The 18,651-nt window shown below is 32.8% G+C and carries 18 protein-coding genes and 3 pseudogenes; 11 read left to right on the top strand and 10 right to left on the bottom strand.

The genetic code is table 11. From position 1 onward, the window contains the following. Window positions 1-128: 128 nt before the first annotated feature. From J1D01_RS15130 to J1D01_RS15120, 3 genes are all read left to right on the top strand, one after another. Complete coding sequence (locus J1D01_RS15130) at window positions 129-467, top strand: single-stranded DNA-binding protein (RefSeq protein WP_421151429.1); 339 nt, start codon at window positions 129-131, stop codon at window positions 465-467. Between the two features lie 77 nt (window positions 468-544). Then, window positions 545-994 (top strand): JAB domain-containing protein, encoded by a 450-nt coding sequence (locus J1D01_RS15125; RefSeq protein WP_421151428.1) that lies wholly within the window; start codon window positions 545-547, stop codon window positions 992-994. A 605-nt stretch (window positions 995-1,599) separates the two neighbouring features. Continuing rightward, entirely contained in the window at window positions 1,600-2,151 is a 552-nt protein-coding gene (locus J1D01_RS15120) for a BfmA/BtgA family mobilization protein (RefSeq protein ID WP_421151427.1), read from the top strand. 74 nt (window positions 2,152-2,225) lie between these two features. On the opposite strand, the gene J1D01_RS15115 is transcribed toward J1D01_RS15120, so the two are convergent. After that, window positions 2,226-2,498, bottom strand: coding sequence for a helix-turn-helix domain-containing protein (locus tag J1D01_RS15115; RefSeq protein WP_421151426.1), 273 nt, complete (start codon window positions 2,496-2,498; stop codon window positions 2,226-2,228). A 401-nt stretch (window positions 2,499-2,899) separates the two neighbouring features. Here J1D01_RS15115 and J1D01_RS15110 point away from each other — a divergent pair, with 401 nt between their 5' ends. The 6 genes and pseudogenes from J1D01_RS15110 to J1D01_RS15085 all read left to right on the top strand — a co-directional run. Then, a complete protein-coding gene (locus J1D01_RS15110) occupies window positions 2,900-3,442 on the top strand; it encodes an RNA polymerase sigma-70 factor (RefSeq protein ID WP_421151425.1) in 543 nt (180 codons plus the stop codon). A 344-nt stretch (window positions 3,443-3,786) separates the two neighbouring features. Continuing rightward, window positions 3,787-4,065: a helix-turn-helix domain-containing protein gene (locus J1D01_RS15105; protein WP_421151484.1), complete on the top strand. Its 279-nt coding sequence runs from the start codon at window positions 3,787-3,789 to the stop codon at window positions 4,063-4,065. After that, window positions 4,062-4,607 carry a hypothetical protein gene (locus J1D01_RS15100; protein WP_421151424.1) on the top strand — a complete coding sequence of 182 codons (546 nt, stop codon included), beginning with the start codon at window positions 4,062-4,064 and terminating at the stop codon, window positions 4,605-4,607. Before J1D01_RS15105 ends, J1D01_RS15100 begins: the two co-directional genes overlap by 4 nt. Further along, a complete protein-coding gene (locus J1D01_RS15095) occupies window positions 4,604-5,266 on the top strand; it encodes an ATPase (RefSeq protein WP_421151423.1) in 663 nt (220 codons plus the stop codon). Before J1D01_RS15100 ends, J1D01_RS15095 begins: the two co-directional genes overlap by 4 nt. A gap of 400 nt (window positions 5,267-5,666) precedes the next feature. Further along, window positions 5,667-5,879: pseudogene (locus J1D01_RS15090) on the top strand (hypothetical protein); the annotation flags it as partial. Window positions 5,880-5,895: 16 nt separating this feature from the next. Next, window positions 5,896-6,188: pseudogene (locus tag J1D01_RS15085) on the top strand (transposase); the annotation flags it as partial. A gap of 67 nt (window positions 6,189-6,255) precedes the next feature. Here J1D01_RS15085 and J1D01_RS15080 read toward each other — a convergent pair. From J1D01_RS15080 to J1D01_RS15060, 5 genes are all read right to left on the bottom strand, one after another. Next, window positions 6,256-7,044: a hypothetical protein gene (locus J1D01_RS15080; protein WP_421151422.1), complete on the bottom strand. Its 789-nt coding sequence runs from the start codon at window positions 7,042-7,044 to the stop codon at window positions 6,256-6,258. Between the two features lie 266 nt (window positions 7,045-7,310). Continuing rightward, complete coding sequence (locus J1D01_RS15075) at window positions 7,311-8,834, bottom strand: N-6 DNA methylase (protein WP_421151421.1); 1,524 nt, start codon at window positions 8,832-8,834, stop codon at window positions 7,311-7,313. A 1-nt stretch (window position 8,835) separates the two neighbouring features. After that, window positions 8,836-9,798 (bottom strand): RhuM family protein, encoded by a 963-nt coding sequence (rhuM, locus tag J1D01_RS15070; RefSeq protein WP_421151420.1) that lies wholly within the window; start codon window positions 9,796-9,798, stop codon window positions 8,836-8,838. A gap of 31 nt (window positions 9,799-9,829) precedes the next feature. Then, window positions 9,830-11,368, bottom strand: a complete 1,539-nt coding sequence (locus J1D01_RS15065; RefSeq protein ID WP_421151419.1) for a restriction endonuclease subunit S — start codon at window positions 11,366-11,368, stop codon at window positions 9,830-9,832. Window positions 11,369-11,382: 14 nt separating this feature from the next. Next, window positions 11,383-14,208, bottom strand: coding sequence for a DEAD/DEAH box helicase family protein (locus J1D01_RS15060; protein WP_421151418.1), 2,826 nt, complete (start codon window positions 14,206-14,208; stop codon window positions 11,383-11,385). A 346-nt stretch (window positions 14,209-14,554) separates the two neighbouring features. Here J1D01_RS15060 and J1D01_RS15055 point away from each other — a divergent pair. Then, window positions 14,555-15,343, top strand: a pseudogene (locus J1D01_RS15055) (transposase). Window positions 15,344-15,451: 108 nt separating this feature from the next. On the opposite strand, the gene J1D01_RS15050 reads toward J1D01_RS15055, so the two are convergent. Both J1D01_RS15050 and J1D01_RS15045 read right to left on the bottom strand, forming a co-directional pair. Continuing rightward, complete coding sequence (locus tag J1D01_RS15050) at window positions 15,452-15,943, bottom strand: hypothetical protein (RefSeq protein WP_421151417.1); 492 nt, start codon at window positions 15,941-15,943, stop codon at window positions 15,452-15,454. 75 nt (window positions 15,944-16,018) lie between these two features. Continuing rightward, a complete protein-coding gene (locus J1D01_RS15045; protein ID WP_421151483.1) occupies window positions 16,019-16,234 on the bottom strand; it encodes an integrase core domain-containing protein in 216 nt (71 codons plus the stop codon). A gap of 267 nt (window positions 16,235-16,501) precedes the next feature. Here J1D01_RS15045 and J1D01_RS15040 point away from each other — a divergent pair, with 267 nt between their 5' ends. Next, on the top strand, window positions 16,502-17,494 hold the full coding sequence (locus J1D01_RS15040) for an IS110 family transposase (RefSeq protein WP_421151416.1): 993 nt from the start codon (window positions 16,502-16,504) through the stop codon (window positions 17,492-17,494). Window positions 17,495-17,517: 23 nt separating this feature from the next. Here the strand turns inward: J1D01_RS15040 and J1D01_RS15035 are convergent, their stop codons facing one another. Further along, a complete protein-coding gene (locus tag J1D01_RS15035) occupies window positions 17,518-17,784 on the bottom strand; it encodes a DDE-type integrase/transposase/recombinase (RefSeq protein ID WP_421151415.1) in 267 nt (88 codons plus the stop codon). 209 nt (window positions 17,785-17,993) lie between these two features. Beyond that, complete coding sequence (locus tag J1D01_RS15030; protein ID WP_421151414.1) at window positions 17,994-18,452, bottom strand: transposase; 459 nt, start codon at window positions 18,450-18,452, stop codon at window positions 17,994-17,996. Window positions 18,453-18,651 lie beyond the last annotated feature (199 nt).

The following is an 18,651-nucleotide window of genomic DNA, read 5'->3' as shown; positions in this document are numbered from 1 at the left end:
CCTTAATCTATTAGTGCTGTGCACGCAAGAAATCATACAAAACACCCCTTAAAATTTAATTCATATTAAACAGAAAAGGGAAATTATTAACCCGCTTGCTAAAAAGTCAAGCATTAAAACACATTATTATGAGTACCTTAAAAAACAAAGTACAGTTAATTGGCAACGTAGGAAACGAGCCAGAAATCACAAACTTAGAAAGTGGCAAAAAAGTAGCCCGATTATCATTGGCAACCAATGAGAACTACAAGAACAGTCAAGGCGAAAAGCAGACAGATACCAATTGGCATACCGTTATAGCCTGGGGTAAGACTGCAGGTATTATTGAGAAATATGTTACTAAAGGTAAAGAAATTGCCGTGTCTGGTAAACTATCAACACGGCGTTATGAGGATAAGTCGGGAAATAAACGCTATGTAACCGAAGTGGTAATCAGTGAAATTTTATTGCTATCAAACAATGGGTAGGTATTAAAAAAGATGAAGAGAGTGTCCCTCATTAATAAACACTCTCTTTGTCATTGTTTACTTTAAAACAGTAAGAAATGAAAACTAAAGTTAATGAAATAAAAATTATTTACAGAGAAAAACGCAGCACATTTAGAGCTGATGGGGTTAAAAATTCATCAGATGCAGCTAAGTTGATATTCAAGCAATGGGATAAAGATACGATTGGTTTACATGAATCATTTAAGGTGTTATTACTTAATAATTCCAATAAAGTAAAAGGGATTTATCAATTGTCAAAAGGGAGTATTACGGGTACCATAGTAGATATGCGAATATTATTTGCAGTGGTTATAAAAACTTTATCTGTGGGGATTATATTAGTTCACAACCACCCATCAGGAAAATTGTTGCCCAGTGAAGTCGATAAACAATTGACAACAAAAATACAAAAGGCAGCTAAGTTGTTTGATATAAAAGTGCTAGACCATTTAATACTAGTTCCAAATGGTGATTACTTCAGTTTTGCAGATGAAGGCATACTATAAAGTCAAGTAGTAAAATCAAGATGACATTAAATCATAATAACCTTGATTTAGAAACCCAAGCAGAACAGTTGAAACACTCAAAGTACAATGCTAAACAATAACATTTAAAATGTAACCTTTATTAAGTAGTTTAAGTATTTGTTTAATTACGATTATGTGTTTAGTATATGAATGCAGATAAAAAGAAAATCAAAACTTAAAAGACCTTTGACTTGAAAATTTCAGAGGTCTTTTTCTTTTCATAAGCCCCAATCAGACTTTCAGAGTAATTTTCTATCTATAAACCATACAGAACGAATATAAAACGGTTTAATTAACAGTAAACCACGTTTTACAATTACTAGTCAAAGTAATACCTTTAAAGAAATAGGAAGCTCAACAAAAAGCAATCTGATTTTTAGTCAGGTTGTTCGGAAAATTTCGGTCCCTGTGGGACAAATTTTGAGAAGCAAGAGGGTAACACGCTGCGCGATGTTTCGGTTTGATTTTTGCGCTTAAATAATTGATATTTAGGTGTTTGGAAAATATTTAATTGAGCTGGTTTTCAGAGGTTTGCAGCAAATCCTTTGAAACCCATTATAAACAGGTCAAATTTTGCAGCAAAAATGAAGAAATTTTCAACATATGGCTTTTCGGGAATCAATGTTAAGAAAGATGTAGCTAAGCGTTTTCGGGCATTTTCTAAAGACGTTTCAAAATCACATTCGGAGACACTGGAGACCATGTTAAACTTCTTTAAGTGGAATCATCTTAACCCAAATGATAATCTCGAAGTTAAAGCCGATGATACTAAAAAACGTATCAATGCGCTGATAGCCATAGTCCGTAATATAGAAAAACAACAAACGCTGCCTACTAAAGCAATGCTGGATACGCTCTTTCAGGAAATAGCACAAGTGGAACAAGGAGGTGTGGAGGAAGAGGTGTTTGATTTTGGTATGCCAGAAGCCATAACCCGTGATGAAGCATTAGAACATTACCAAAACTGCTATGAAGCGATGCAACGACAACTCAGTCGTTATAAAAATATAATGGAAGCATTGTTGAACCGATTACAGCATGTCAAAAATACTTTTGGTAAGGATTACCATAAATTGGATATGGATAAAAAAGAATTGGAGGATTTTAAAACGAATTTGTATAGTGTCATACACTAAAGTTAATTCTTTTTAGTGAAGTATAAATAGTTAATATTATATAAGCGACTTTATAAAGCTATAAAACAGAGGGTTTATTTCTTTTTTAATTCTTTGATATAATTATCTACATCAATTTCTAGGTCAAAGATGTTTACTTTTTTTAAGTTTAGTGCTTTAGCTAAAAAAATTAATTTATCTAGAGTAGGGTTCGCTTCTCCTCTTTCTATCGTGCCAATTAAGTGCTTGGTTAAGCCATTATTGTCAGCAAGCTCTTGCTGAGATATATGTTCTTTGTTATATTCCTTACTCGGTATTTTTTGTCTTAATTTTAGCAAATGCTTACCGAGTTTTTCCTTTTCAGTCACCTATTTCTATTTATCTTTTTCTAAATTTCTTACTTATTCATAAAATAAATGGTATGATATATCATACCGTTTGTTTTATTTTCGTATATTTGGTTGAATTACATAACTTTGCAATTCTTCATATAGAAAAATATTAGAAGCAATTGCTTTGAATCTTGTATTGGAAAACTGGTACTTTTCAAAACCACGAGATGATAAGTAAGTTTGCTCACGCCTGTGGGCGTGGGCTCTCTTATCGTAGTTAGATGACCAGTACCTTCGATACAATAAGTAGAGTACTTCGCCCAATTTTTTCTCATTTTATTTAGTGAATTTTGAGGTGTTATACGTGACGTGAATGCTAAAAACCATTAAGTGTAGTGTTCATAGTAGTTTAAGGTGTTTCTTTAGTATTACATATTATGTCCATAAATAAGCTACATCCCATAAGTTTAGAAGGGTATAAAACGCTGTTTAATACGCTTTACCCGCCCTTATGCCTTTTTGCTAGTAAATATTTAGGAGATATAGAGGTGTCTAAAGACATTGTACAAGAAGTCTTTATTAAAATTTGGGAAAAGAACCCTCAATTTAAAAGCCAAAATGCCATTAAAGGGTATTTTTATAATGCTGTTAAAAACCGATGTTTAGACTACCTAAAAAGTAAACACGTTAAAGTTTTAAATCAGGCTACTCCAACTCATTTGCTACAAATAGAGGCTGACGATTATTTTCTGTCTCAAGTAACAACGGTTGAAACCTATGCGCAATTGTATAAAGCCATAAAGACTTTACCCAAAAAGATGGGGAAGGTTATGGAACTTACCCTTAATAATTATAGTACTAATGAAATTGCCGAAGAATTATCGGTAACAGCGAGTACCGTAAGAAATCAAAAGGTTGCAGCCATACATAAGCTAAGAAAAACCTTAAAGAGTTTACTGCTACTTTTTACTACGTTCTAAAATTGGGATTTTGTTCACTATATGGAACAGGATCAAACCTATTTAGACCAGAAATATTTCACAAGCTATACGTAATTACGAACAGATAACGTTATGTGATTTTCTAAAGAACTAGAAAAAACCAGTTGATCAATTTGGTAAAATTTGCTATTAAAAAGTGTTAATTGCTTAAAAATTTGTCAATTTTAAAAATGTTAAAATTATTACGTAATTACGTATAACTTGTGAATAAAATCCAAGGATTCCCAACAATTTTGTAAAACGAAAGTCAAATCAAAGCAAGGCTATTGGAAGATAAGAAGTTTATCCTGTACAATAGTCTTGTTTTTAAAAAACATTTACAAATGGGAGCAACAATTATTACGACCGAAGATCTCATGGAGTTTAAACTAGAACTACTAGAAGAGATTAAATTATTACTTCAAAATCACACAGGGCAGACTACCAAAAAGTGGCTCAAATCTCCTGAAGTCATGAAGCTTTTAGGAGTGTCACCAGGAACATTACAGAACCTAAGGATTAATGGAACCTTACCTTATACCAAAGTAGGAGGGATTCTATACTATGACTACAAGGATATTGTAAGTGTGCTTGAAAATAACCGGGTTCACAATAAATTATGATTGTGAGAGAGATTAACTATATCAAACATCTTAACGGTATATTTGAACAATTTTCTAAAGATCATAGGCTTAATCCTACCCATATTAGCCTCTATATAGCCCTTTTTCAGTGTTGGAACAACAACTATTTTCAAGAAGAATTTTTCATCAATCGTCAAGAAGTCATGTACTTGTCTAAAATAGGATCTACGGCAACCTATCATAAGTGTATTAAAGCATTGGGTGCATGGGGATATCTTATGTACAAGCCGTCACATAATCCATTTAAAGGAAGCCAAATCAGGATGTTTAATTTTGAACCAAGTACAGAACAAGCAGTAAACAACAGCCATACTAAAAATCAAACAAGTGTTAAACAAGCGTTAATACCTATAAACAAACATAAACAAACTATAGAAAACTTTAAAAACAATAACAAACAGGAAATTTTTGATAAATCGAATTTTAACACAACAAAAAACGGAGACAAAACTTCAGAAGTTGTTCATTTTCAAGACAACTTAAAAACAACTTCAGAAAAAAATTACAACGAGCCTTTATGAAGCTAGATCATCCACATATCATTACAGAAGGCGGCGTTGAATTCTGCTTGGGGGTATCAAAAAAAGGATATGTTCAGTATGATTTTGATAAAATGCTGATTTACTTAGAAGCCAAAGGAAAGCTTCTCTTTGGTAAAAAATTTAAAATCTACAAAGGAGATCATAGGGTGTTATACAAGCTTTGTTGCTATTTTATCAAAGACAAATCAAGTTGTGAAAAGTTTAGAATAGATATCAATAAAGGCGTCTTGCTAAGCGGTCCTGTTGGTTGTGGTAAAACGTCCCTTATGCGGCTATTAAAGCATATGGTACCACATTTTCGCCCCTATGAAGTGATTCCTTCTAGAAATATTGTCTTTGGATTTAATAACATAGGGTATCGAATTATCGAACAATATGGCGATCATCAATTTTATTGTTTTGACGATTTGGGTGTGGAACCCACGGGTAGGCATTTTGGGAAAGATTGTAATGTTATGGGCGAAATTTTACTCTCACGATACGATCTTTTCCTGAAAAATAAACTAAAAACACATGCCACAACTAATTTAAATGCCGATGAATTGGAAGAACGTTATGGAAATAGGGTACGCTCTAGAATGCGAGAATTGTTTAATCTCGTTGCCTTTGAAAAAGGAAGTAAGGATAAAAGAAATTAATTTTTTGTAACTAAGCACATGATATGCTATTTGCAATGTTTTTTGTTGTAAAGTAAAGGTTGTTTGTAAGGGTATTGTAAAAAACAATGATTTGAATTATAATTATTACTAACTTTTTGGATGATCTAACGCCTAAAATAGGTTAAACTTAAAACAAAGGATTTAGGTGAAATAGGCTCCCTGCTAACGGTTTAAGTACTTTGACTTTTTCTCAATTTTTGACATATCAACATACCTTTTCCATTTCATAATTAAAATTAAGCTACTTTATTATTATATAATAGTAATCAGTTTTAAATAATATTTTATTCACAAATATCTGGTGTAGAGCCGATTGAATTGCTTCTTGTAGTAACTTTTGAGTATCAAAATCAAACCCATTTTAAATTCATTTTTTGATATGAAAAAAGCAACTTATTTCACACTGTTATTATTTCTGGTTTCAAATGCTCTTTTTGCCCAAATTGGAGGTATTGAAGATTCTGTTAATGATATTTCTGATACTATTCGGTCTATCTTTCCTATTATTCTCGGTGTTATCTTTTTAGTCGGGTTTCTTTTCAATGCGGGGCATTTCTTTGGAGAAAATGCAGACCTGAAAAAGGACATCACCTGAGTACTCGTTTTTGTATATATATGCCGTTAAAAGCAGGAGGAACAACTGGGACGAACTTACCGTATTTTATGAGTTCTCTGTGGAGATTAGAAAAATCATTTACACCACCAACCTTATTGAAAACCTCAATGGAAAAATCAGGAAATACACTAAAAATAAGCGCTCGTTCCCAACAGACGAAGCCGTTATGAAGTCCTCTTTTTTAGCCCTTAGAGAGGCCACAAAAAATGGTCGATGCCCATTAGAAACTGGGGCATTATTTTAAACCAATTTTTAACTATATTTGAAAAAAGGGTTCAACTTTAGAAAAGTTAAACCCTCGATAAATTTTGTTTACACACTTTAAGGGATAGTGTCAAAAATTAATAGATTTTTACTTGTTTTTTACCACGGTATTTTGTTGGCATTTCGTTATTTTATAATTTCGTAATTCACTTATTTCAAAAATTCTTGATTCTTTCCTTTCCAAATCATATAAGAAAAGGAAATTTCTGGTTTGTCCAATATATTTTAAAGATTTATTTGTATTAAAATTTTCATTTAAATAAGTAAAACCAATTTTCAATTCTTGTTTTTTTTCAGTCTTTTTAATTTCAGAATTCACAGAAGAAAGAGTAAATAAGCCAAACATAAATATGATTAGAATTATATTATTTATTGTTGGGTCAAAATATTTATTGTAAAGACTTTTGTATTTGTTTCGAAATTCAAGCAATAAAATATTGAATAATAAAAGAGATGGAATAATAAACGTTTCCATTAAAATATCCCAAAATTTTTCTCTAAGCCAAATAAAATTCATTATGTATATAAATAAAATTAGAACTGATAACCAAAACAATTCTTTATTCAATTTATAATGGTTTTTTAATCTACCTTTTAATTTAGTAGAGTTAGTTATATCAATTTTAATATTATGATATTTTTCAGTTTCAGTTTTTGATTCCATTAAAAAATTCGCTCCTATTCCTAAAAAAACATAAAAACTATACTTTAAAATATCTGGAAGAAAAATTGTTAATATTTCCGAAAATTCAAGGTAGTTAATTATTTCAATATTAAAGTGTTTATAGTATAAAGAGATTTTTAAATATCCAACTACAATTAATATTGTTCCAATAAAAGGAATGAAATTTTTTAAAGTTTTATTTTCAAATATCATTAATATTTAGATTTCTTCATTTTTACTAGTTTCTACTTAATTGTGGGCAACGTGTTTCTTTAGTTTGTAATAAATATCTTTAGATAGAAAAAGAGAAGAACTATAACGTGTTTTAGAATCACGTTCCTTTACGCCTCTTTGTTGTACGCTGGCTTTTCTTTCCGCAAACTTGCTAGCGTTGGCAGAAGACATACTCTTTGCTAAGTTTTGGCTTTAGCGGTTGGCTTTTGAGCGACTTGGAAATGTGTATGGCTTTGAGCATTGGTTTATTCCGATTCTCCGTTTATCGTTTCCATTATTTCTCTAAAACTATTCAGTCCTGATTCTATGTTTTCAATGATTTCATTCGCTAAAATATCAGGGTCAGGAAGATTGTCTAAGTCTGTTAAGCTTTTATCTTTTATCCAAAATATATCTAAGCTTGTTTTATCTCTTGCTATGATTTCATCATAAGTATATTTTTTCCAACGACCATCAGGGTTTTCTTCGCTCCAAGTTTCTTTACGCTTGCTGATGTTCTTACCATTATACAATTTAATAAACTCAGCTAAGTGTTCTTGACGCATTGGGTTTTTCTTTGGTGTGTGATGTACGTTTGTTCTGTAATCATAAAACCATATTTCTTTTGTCCAAGGGTCTTTACTTGCTGGTTTATTCTTAAAAAACAAAACATTTGCTTTTACACCTTGAGCATAAAATATGCCAGTGGGTAAACGTAAAATGGTGTGTAACTCCGTTGTTTTCATTAACTGCTTTCTCACTTCTTCACCAGCTCCACCTTCAAACAACACATTGTCGGGGAGTACAACAGCTGCTTCTCCGTTTATTTTTAATTGTGTTTTTATGTGTTGTAAGAAGTTTAATTGCTTGTTGGAAGTTGTTTCCCAAAAGTCTTGACGATTATAGCTTAAATCTTCTTTTTCTATTTCTCCTTCTTCATTGGTAATGGTCATACTGCTTTTTTTACCAAAGGGTGGATTTGCCAACACATAATCGTAGCGTTGTCCATCATCAGCAATTAAGGCATCATTTGGATTGATAAACGATTCTCCATCTATTTCGCCAATGTTGTGCAGATACATATTCATAAGGCATAGCCTTCTTGTATTGGCTACTATCTCATTTCCGTGAAAGGTTTTGTTCTTTAAGAACTCTTTTTCTTCTCGGTCTAGTTTGTTGTTTTCTACAATCCAATCGTAAGCAGCTAAAAAGAAACCACCCGTTCCACAGGCTGGATCAACAATGGTTTTCATTGGTTTGGGTTGTACGCAAGCCACCATTGTTTTTATTAAGGCTCTTGGTGTAAAATATTGTCCAGCGCCACTTTTGGTATCTTCTGCGTTTTTCTCTAAAAGGCCTTCGTAGATTTTACCTTTTATATCTGCTCCCATCATTGACCAATCTTCTTTGTCGATTAGATTGATGACTTTTAACAGTTTGGCTGGGTCTTGTATTTTATTCTGACTCTTGGTGAAAATTTGTCCAAGCGTTCCTTTTTCTGTACTCAGTGTACGCAATAACTGGCTGTAAAAAGACTCTAGTTCTGCACCACGTTTGCTAGATAAGGTTTCCCAATTACAAATTTCTGCATCTGCAATCTCGTTGCCTTCTACGTCTTTTAGCTTTGGAAAAACCAAACCTTTATTGTAAGGTGGTTTGTTTAATTCATCTGCCATTTTTAAAAATAGCAAATAGGTAATTTGTTCTAAATAATCGCCATAGCCTACACCATCGTCTCGAAGAACGTTGGCAAGGTTCCATATTTTTGATATTATGCTTGAATCTGTCATTTTATTTATTTCTATTTAATACGCTAATTACTAAACGTTTTACAGTTTCCATTTCTTCGGGTTTACTTGAAGCTATAAAAAGGGTTAAACTCGCTAGTGTATCATTACTAATTATAGGTTGGTTTTTTGTATTGAAAAGCATATTGTTTTGCTGTAAAAACTTCAGAAAACAGGCTGCTGCTATCCGTTTATTGCCATCCACAAACGAGTGATTTTTCACGATTAAATATAAAAGCATTGTTGCTTTTTCTTCTAATGTGGGGTAAAAATCATCTTCTCCAAATCCTTTTGCTATTTGAGCCACAGAGCTTTGAAAGCTTTTATCTTTTTCTTTACCAAATACAGCACTATCAAATTCTTCTAACATTTGATTGATCAATTTCTGATAGTCTTCTAAACTTGGATAATCAGCTTCTCTTTTAGTAAAACCGTTAGCATCTAATTGTTCGTGGTCGTAATCATCTAACAAGCTTAAACCTTTGGCAAAAACAGCTAACCATTCGTTTTCTTCTGTCTTTTCTTCAATAGCTCTACTTAAAATGTTAATGCCATTTTTTAGTATTTGTACTTCTTGTTCTTTTTGTGCTAACCGTTTTTCGTTAATGCTATATCCTTTAACTAAATAGTCTTTTAAAACACTATTTGCCCATATTCTAAATTGTGTTCCTCTTTGAGATTTAACTCTATAACCTACAGATATTATTACATCTAGGTTATAATGTTCTACATCTCTAGTAACTTCTCTATCTCCTTCTTTTTGAACTGTCGCATATTTTGCGACAGTTGCTTCTTTACTTAATTCTCCTTCTTTAAAAACATTAGTTATATGTTTACCAATAGTTTTAATATCTCTATCAAATAAGGTAGCAAGTTGATTTCTATTCAACCAAACAGTTTCGTTATCAAATTGAACAGAAACTTCAACTTCATTATCGTCTGCTTGGAAAATCTTTATTTCACTCATTCTATTTTCTTCTTTTTTGGTGAAACTTTATTCATTTCTTTCTCTTTTCTGTTTTTATCTTCTCCAACAAAACACTAGCCGGCTCATAGTCTGGGTGAGCCTTACAAGCTGCAATTTCTTTTTCGCTTAACAGTTTGCCCTCAAATGCTTTCTTCAAAATACTTTGGCGTAGGGCTTGGGCTTTTTCTAAACTGTCTGCTATATCTTTTTCAACTTTGTCACAAACCGATAAACGACTTTCTATTTCTTGGACGATTTGATGTTGTTCTTTAGGCGAACAAATAATGAACTTTGAATTATTCAACTTAACAAGAGTAAGTCTCGTAATTGCTACACCTGCAATATTACTTAACATCCTATTTCTAGTTGACTGTGCATTCAAATAATGTTCAAGAAATTTTGGTAGGATTAAATTTTGTGAAGTTCTAAATACTCCTACACTAGATAATAATGAGAACTCTTCTTCAAGAGTGTTAATTGCGGCTCTACCTGTAGTTGCACCATCTTTTATATATAGAACATCCCCTTTTTTTACATCACACCTGGAAAATATTTCTCTATGGTCTTCTTTAGTGACATAAGAAAGATTTTTTAGGTCGATTCTGCCCTCCTTTATGTTTTTTGCTGTAATATATTTGTAATCACCATTTTCAATATTTTTTGGTGAAAAATGAGTGCCATCCATTATTTTCAAGCAAACATTTCCAAATTTCTCCCAATTCCAATTAGCAGGTAATTTGGGTAATTTCTCATAGTCTTCAGTTGATATTTCTTTAAACTCTTTTATCTTTTGAGGCTTCGATGGTTTCTTTCCTTCTTTTCCGTTTTTCTCCCAAACTTTAACAGCTTCTTTCCAATCTGCTAATTGTTGGTCATAATGTTTTTGGCGTTCTTCTTTTATTTGCTCCAACAATTCATCAGCAGAAGGTAAATCGGTTTGTTTCTCTCTCCATTCTTTCGTCAATTCCCCCTCAAAAGCCTTTTTTAAAACCGCTTGTCTATAAATTTTTAATTGCTCTTGTGCTTTTTTTAGGTCGGCAATTCCGCTATCTAAACTGCTAAATAATGCTTCTATTTTTTTGACGATGGCTTTTTGGATTGGAATAGGAAAAAGTTTGGTTTTTAATGCTTCAATTTTTGTAGCTGATATATTAGGTTGAGCTCCACCGTATGCACCTATTTCGATATCTCTTTTTAAAGAATATAGCAAAAAATAGATATAATTTTTAAAAGTGTATTTATCTGTATGTGGTATTAAATTTCCAACTCGTTGGTTTTGATAAGCTTTTTCTTCTGAATTATAAATTCCAAACTTACCAGTTGTTGCTCCAGACATTGCAATTAAAATATCTCCTTTCTTTACAATGTAAGAATCATACTCTTCATTTTCGTCAACGCGTTTAGCATTTTCAACATCTACACTCCAATCTTGAATATCTCCAATTCTTAAAACAGGTATTCCTTCGCTTTTGTAATTCGAGCTTTTAAAAGCAAAACCGTTTTTTAATTTTAACAAATCGCCAAGTTTACACTCAACCCAATCTTCTCTCATTTGTAATTCTTCATTCATAATTCAAAAATTGGCTACGCTGCTAGCACTTCATTGAGTTCGTTAATAATATCATTCATTTGCTTACCAAAGAGTTGGTACATTTTTCCTTTTCCACCTTGGGCATCAAAAGGGGTATAATCTAAATCGTCTATTTCTATATGGTAGCTGCTCACTACGTGGTCTTTTATCATTCGTAACCATTCTACTTGTTCTTTGGTAAAACGGTTGTGTTGCCCAGCGTTTTGTTTAAACATCCAGTTTTTAAAGTTTTCGTCTATGGTTTTGTCAAAGGCTTTTAGTTCGCTGTCTATGCCGCAGGCTCTTCTAATTAAAGATACCAAAGCCGTAAGCTCATCTTTGGGCTTTTTTGGAATGCTTTGAGACGCAGAATTCTGCGTCTGTACATAGGCATCCCAAACGTAATGGGGTGCTAATAAAGGTTTTTCTAATTGCAGTTTTTCCATCACCTCTTTGAGCATTTTAAAGGTGATGTTTCTGCGGTTGTACGGTTGGTTGTAAAAGATACTCAAAGCCTTAATTTCGTCTTTGTTGGCTTCTAAATATTCGGTAAAATCTTTTACAATCTCGGTTGCTTTATCTATAGAAGTAGTTTCCCATTCGCTTTTGGTAACCGTATCTATGTTGATGCTATCAATAATTTGCTCGTGTTGTTTGCGTACGTTTTCCAAATATTCGTTCAGTTCTCCATTAAATGTTTTGCTTGCTTCTAAAATCAGTTGTTCTTGAGCTTTTTGTTTGGCTTCTTCAATTAAAGCAGGTGTTTGGTCCTGTACAGGAATTTTATCCATTTCCAATTGTGCTTTTTCATCAATCGCATCTTGGTCGTAGGCGGTGATTAATTCTTTGGTTATTTGCTTTAGGTTTTTACCGCCAGAATACTCCAATAACTTTTCTTTTTCCTTTTCTGTGATTTGTTTTTCTAAACGAATGAGTCGGTTAGCCAAAGACAAAAACAAATCTTCGTCTGCAACGCCCATAGTTACTGCCCCTAACAAATCTTTCATTGGCACAGAGGGTTTGCGCTCTAAAGGTCGGCTGTCTGTTTTTTTAGATTTGGTTGCACCCACTGCATCTACAATAACGAAATGGGTTTTGCTCTTAGCTGTTTTGGTAACGAGTTGTAAAGAATCACTATTAATCGTTCTTGTTCCACGACCTTTCATTTGCTCAAAATAGTTGATGCTTTTTACATCTCGCATAAACAATAAAACCTCTAAAGGTTTTACGTCTGTTCCTGTTGCAATCATATCTACTGTAACCGCAATACGAGGATAATAGGAATTTCTAAAACGGTTCAGAACCGATTTTGGGTCTTCTTCAATTTTGTAGGTTACTTTTTTACAAAAGTCGTTGCCTTCGTCAAATTCTTCCCGAATAATTTTGATGATATCATCTGCGTGACTATCGGTTTTTGCAAAGACTAATGTTTTAGGCACTTCGTACTCGCCATATTCATCCACACGATTGGGATAAATGGTCGTTTTTAGTGCCCGTTTATACTCGCGAATGATGTTTCTAATTTGACTTGGATTGACAACTTTTTTATCAAGGTCGTTACGCTGATAATTCACATCTTCATCCAGCTGTTCCCAACGTTTTTTTCGGGTTAACTTGTCTCGTTTGTCTATAAACCAACCCGATTCTACAACGGCACCTTTTTTAGAGATTTCTGTTTCAATGGTATACACATCATAAGGTACGTTTACGCCATCTGTAACCGATTCTTCATAGGTGTATTGGCTCACCACATTTTCATTAAAAAAACCAAAAGTTCTTTTGTCTGGTGTTGCCGTTAAACCAATCAAAAATGCATCAAAATAGTCTAAAACTTGTTTCCAAAGGTTGTAAATGGAACGATGGCACTCGTCAATAACGATAAAGTCAAATTGTTCAATAGGTACTTTTGGTGTGTATTCTACAGGAACTGCTTTCTTTTTGCTGAGTTGATTTTTGAGCCACGTATTTTCCTCTGGATTTTCCAATTCAGCACTTTCGTCCAATTCTTCTCCTTTTAAAATAGAGTAGAGGCGTTGAATGGTAGAAATGCAAACTTGACTATCGTTAGCGATATAACTGGATGTTAAACGCTGAACATTGTATAGTTCTGTAAATTTTCGGTTATCGTCATTGGGTTGGAAGGTCATAAACTCCTGTTCTGCCTGTTCTCCCAGGTTTTTGGTATCCACTAAAAACAAAATACGTTTGGCATCTGCGTACTTTAATAAACGATAAATGAATGTAGCTGCTGTAAACGTTTTACCTGCACCAGTAGCCATTTGAATCAAGGCTTTTGGTCTGTTCTTTTTAAAAGAAAGTTCTAAATTATTAATCGCTACAATTTGAGCAGGTCGTAGTCCTGTTTCATCTAAAGCAGGAATTGACAACAATCTTTCCCGAAGACTTTTCTCTTTTTTAAGCCATTCGGCAATGGTTTCAGGTTTATGAAAACTGAACACGTTTCTACCTCTTGGTTTAGGGTCTCGATAATCTGTAAAACGTGTTATGGTTCCTGTGCTTTCATACACAAAAGGCAAAGGGTCGTTATTTAAGTATTTTAATTTTGCTTCTGCATAACTTTTCGATTGTTCTTCAACAACAGTCAATCTATGTCCTTCGTCCTCACGTTTTGCTTCTATAATTCCGACAGGTTTTCGGTCAACAAACAAAACATAGTCGGCAGGTCCAACATTCGTTTGGTATTCCCGTACTGCGACTCCTTTTCCAGCAGATAAATCCACTTTCTTTTTAGACTGAACCAACCATCCAGCTTCTCGCAGCATTTCATCTATTTTATCACGAGCTATTTGTTCAGGGTTTTGGTTACTATTAGCAGTCATTCACTAGTTTAATTTTTAATTCATTTTCCGGTTGACAATTTACATTTTTTCTGCTCATTTTTCGGTCGAGCGTTGGCAAAAACAGCTCTTTTGGTTTTATGAGCGTTGGCCTGTGTGTCGGCAAAAACCAAATGTGTTATATGTATGGCTGGCTTTTTTCAATTTACAGGTAACTGTTTTAGCTAGGAAACGTAGCGTTAAACTAGCCGATTAATTTTCAGATTAAAACTAAATAAAATAAATAAAAGATCAACTTTGTTAAAGCGCAAAAAAAAGCTATGTTTTTTAGCTGTTGTACCTGTTGCACAAGTCTTGCTAAATATACAGAAATTTCGTATATTTAATAATGCAAGGCACAAAAATATTTCAAGAAAAGCTGTTCTCACAGTTTCGGTTAAGCGACCGCGTACCGGAGCACAATTTCTACAGACGATTAAAAGAGGTTCTAGACCTAGAATTTCTATATAAACTTACGCGCCCATATTATGGGGATAGCGGACAAAAAAGCATTGACCTCGTGGTGTTCTTTAAACTGTGCTTGGTTATTTAGAGAACCTGATCAGCGATAGGGATTTGATCCAACATGGCAGCATGCGATTGGATATTCTCTATTTCTTGGGCTATGACATCGATGAACCCCTCCCATGGCATAGCACTATAAGTAGAACCCGTCAGTTATATACAGAAGCAGTATTTGAATCCGTCTTTACAAAAGTATTTAGTATGTAAAGGCTGTCCCTTAGCCTTACAATGCCTAGGAAAAACAGCAAAGGAAAAGAAGTTTTCAGTTACCTATTACCGCTCGGAATATGAACGTAACATAGCCCGGGTAGAAAGCAGCCAAGGGCGTTATATGAAAGGAAAGCAGCAGAGCACCGTAGAACCTGTATTTGGTACGCTTACACAATTTATGGGCCTAAGAAAAGTAAATACCATTGGAATTGAGCAGGCCAATAAATGCATGCAGCTTTCAGCCATAGCCTACAACCTTAAAAAATATATGAAATTCATAGAAAAACGTACTAAAAGCGGAGCAGGGGCACAGACGCTTTATTTTAGTCTCAAAAATACCTTTTGCAAGGTTATAAACATGCTTTTAAAGCCTTTTAAAACACCAGAATTTTTAAGTCTATAAAAACAGGAACCGCCTTTAAAAGACGGTTTCTAATTATAATTTCAGGATACATTATGGGCTTGTGCAACGGTTACCATTGTTACACAACGTTATTTATTCAGTTTTTAATTATAAATCTATATAAATTGAACCGTTTGTATATGTCACTTCATCTCCGAAAATAGAGTTGTTTCCGCAATTTCCTCCGTAATTATTTGTAAAAGAAAAAGTAGCAATAAATTCATTCTCATTGTTTACAGTCACGTTAATTAATGGGTGTTCAATATTTACTCCATAATAGTCGCAAACATTTCCACCATCATTGGTTCTCAAATTAAATTCTCCAATAATAGTTCCAGCATCCCAATCTCCTGTATGACCTAATTCAACATCAAAATCAATTATTATATCAGATTCGTTATTTATTTTAGCCTGAACTTCAAACCAATCAGGAAATTCATCATCATTTTCAGTTCCTTCGAAGTGCTTTACAACAGTAATATTATTGAAGGTATAATCAGTTCCATTTATAGTGACATCAATTCTACTTTCATTAGAATTATCTTCATTATTGTCATCACTTGAACAAGAAATAATTATTAGTCCAATAAGTAAAATCAATAGTTTTTTTGTTTTTTTCATAAAGTTGCTCTTTAATGTCTCGTCCTGAAATATGGCTACAGGTTAAAATTGAATTTACGCTGATAATTTATATACCATATTCGGTGTTTTGAAATCTAAAGATAAGTGTAATCTTATTTCGTTGTATAAATTAATTGCATTTTTTGCAGCTCGTTTTGCGTGTGCCACGTTGTCAAAGGTTTGATCGAGATAAAACTCATCTTTTAAGATGCCATTCACACGTTCAGCCATGGCGTTTTCGTAACAATGATTTTCTTCTGTCATACTGATATCTATCTTTTTTCTTTTTAATATTTGTGTGTATACATTGCTACAATACTGTATTCCTCTATCCTTTAGATTGTCATCATAGTTGTTTTATAACTAAATTTAAAAAGAACGGAGTGAACTTTACCTCTGTCTAGTTCTTTTAGAACTATATTCTGTATTAGTCTCCGTCCTTTTTTTCAGTTACTTAGAACCATATAGAATTTTAGTTTGTCCTTATTAAAGGTCTTAGTTAAAGTAACTGTTTATTAACCTTTTAAATAAAAAATCATGAGTTTTAAAAATGTTATTGGTATTGATGTTAGTAAAAATACAATTGATGTATGTATACATAACTCACAATCTTTTAGTCAGTTTAAGAATACGAAGAAAGGTTTGGTGCGCTTTTTTGAATGGGTTAAGCAGAATGTAGACAATCACATGTCAATTTTATTTGTATTTGAACATACTGGTATGTACTCTCATTTACTAACTGTATTTTTAAATGATAAAAAATGCCATTACTTAATAGCTTCTGGATTAGATATAAAACGATCTATGGGTATTACCAGAGGTAAAGATGATGTCATTGATGCTAAACGTATTGCTTTATATGGACATCGTTTAAAAGATGAAATTAAACCCTCTAAAAAAAGAGATGATTCAATAACAAAACTCAAATCATTAATGAGTTTAAAAACTAAATTAATCAAACAACGCGCTTCTTATAAAGCTACATTACGTGAACAAAAAAGCATATATAAAATTAAAGATTTTAAAACTATTTTTTGTGTACAAGAAAAAATGATTCATTATATAACTAAACAAATAAAAAATATTGAGACTGAAATTCTCGAAATTATTAAACAAGATGATAAATTAAAACATAATCTAACATTAGCTCTCTCCATAAAAGGTATAGGTCTACAAATGGCTACTACAATGATAATTGCAACTGATAATTTTCAAAAGTTTGAGAACTGGAGAAAGTTTGCTTCCTATTGTGGTATTGCACCATTCCCTTATCAATCTGGGACCAGTATTAAAGGCCGGAGTAAGGTCTCTCAATTAGCTAATAAAAAAATCAAAGCATTAATACATATGTGTGCAATAAATGCCATACAGCATAATCCAGAAATGAAAATATACTATGAAAAACGATTAGAATTAGGCAAAAATAAAATGAGTACTATTAATATTATACGAAACAAACTTATTGCTAGAATTTTTGCAGTGATAAGAAGACAAACTCCATACGTGGACACAATGAAGTTTGCTTCGTGAAAAAATATTAAATTTAATTTGTTTTAATCATAGAATACGGAATGATGAATAAGCTTTTGCTTAGGATATTTTCTGTTTTTAATAGCCATAGCAAGCGCATCTTTACAAAGCGATGTTCTCATATGGTTATCGAGTTTATATCCCATTATCTGCTTAGAATAGGCGTCTGTGACTAAAGCTAGATAGTTGTGACCATTTTCTGTTTTAATATAAGTAATATCGCTAACCCAAAGTTGTTCTGGTCGAGTAGGAACGTGGTCTTTTACAAGGTTCTTATATTTTTTGTACATATGGTTTGAGTTTGTCGTTGTGATGTAATTTTTAGTTTTAGGAATCAAAAGATTATTTAGCCTAAGGAAGCGATAGAACTTGTCTCTACCAATTTTAATATCAGCGTTTATAAAGTCCTGTTTTAGTTCTTTATGTAGCTTAATTCCACCAGTTTTAGAGCCTACTTTTTTACGGTAGTCCTTAACCATTTTCATTAGCTTCTGATGGTCTACTTCTTGTTTTTGTTGGGTTTTGAGTCTTTTGTAAAAGGCTTGTTTAGATATCCCAAAACATCCATAGAGCCATTTTCTTTTATACGCTGTTTTTTCTTTTGCTCTATCTCTTTTGCTAATGTTTTGGGTAATGACTTTTTTGACATATCAACACCTGTAATAAGTTCCATATCAGCGATAATGTCTTGTTGGAAGTCTTTTTGGAACTCAAGTTCTTCAATCTTTTCCTTTAACTTTTTAATTTCATCGTTTTTACTCATACCTGTATTTTGTTGTACTAAGGTACTGTATTTTCTTAACCAATAGGAAATAGTTGTTCTGGGGACATCGTATTTTTTTGAAGCTTGTTTGTTTGATATGTGTCCTGTAAGGATTTGGTCAACGACTAAAAGTTTAGTCTCTAAATTTACTTTTTGATAGGATTTTTTTCGCCAGTGTTGTTTTTCGTGTTTCATAAGTGACTATAATTAATGGTTTAATTTTTAGTCAACCTATTTCAGGAAAGTTCATTCCCTCAAATGTTACCTAACGGTCTCCTTTACTTTGATATTATTAGATTTAACAAGAGAAGAGAGGAGAACTCTAACGGTCTCTAGGCAATACCTATTATCCGTAATAGTCCTCTCTGCCTCTTGTAAGATGCTTAGCTGAACT

It is taken from the genome of Seonamhaeicola sp. NFXS20 (genome assembly GCF_049132085.1).
In the GTDB taxonomy this organism is placed as follows: Bacteria; Bacteroidota; Bacteroidia; order Flavobacteriales; family Flavobacteriaceae; genus Seonamhaeicola.
Note: the sequence above shows the minus strand (reverse complement) of the source record. Positions and strands in the feature narration are given on the sequence as shown.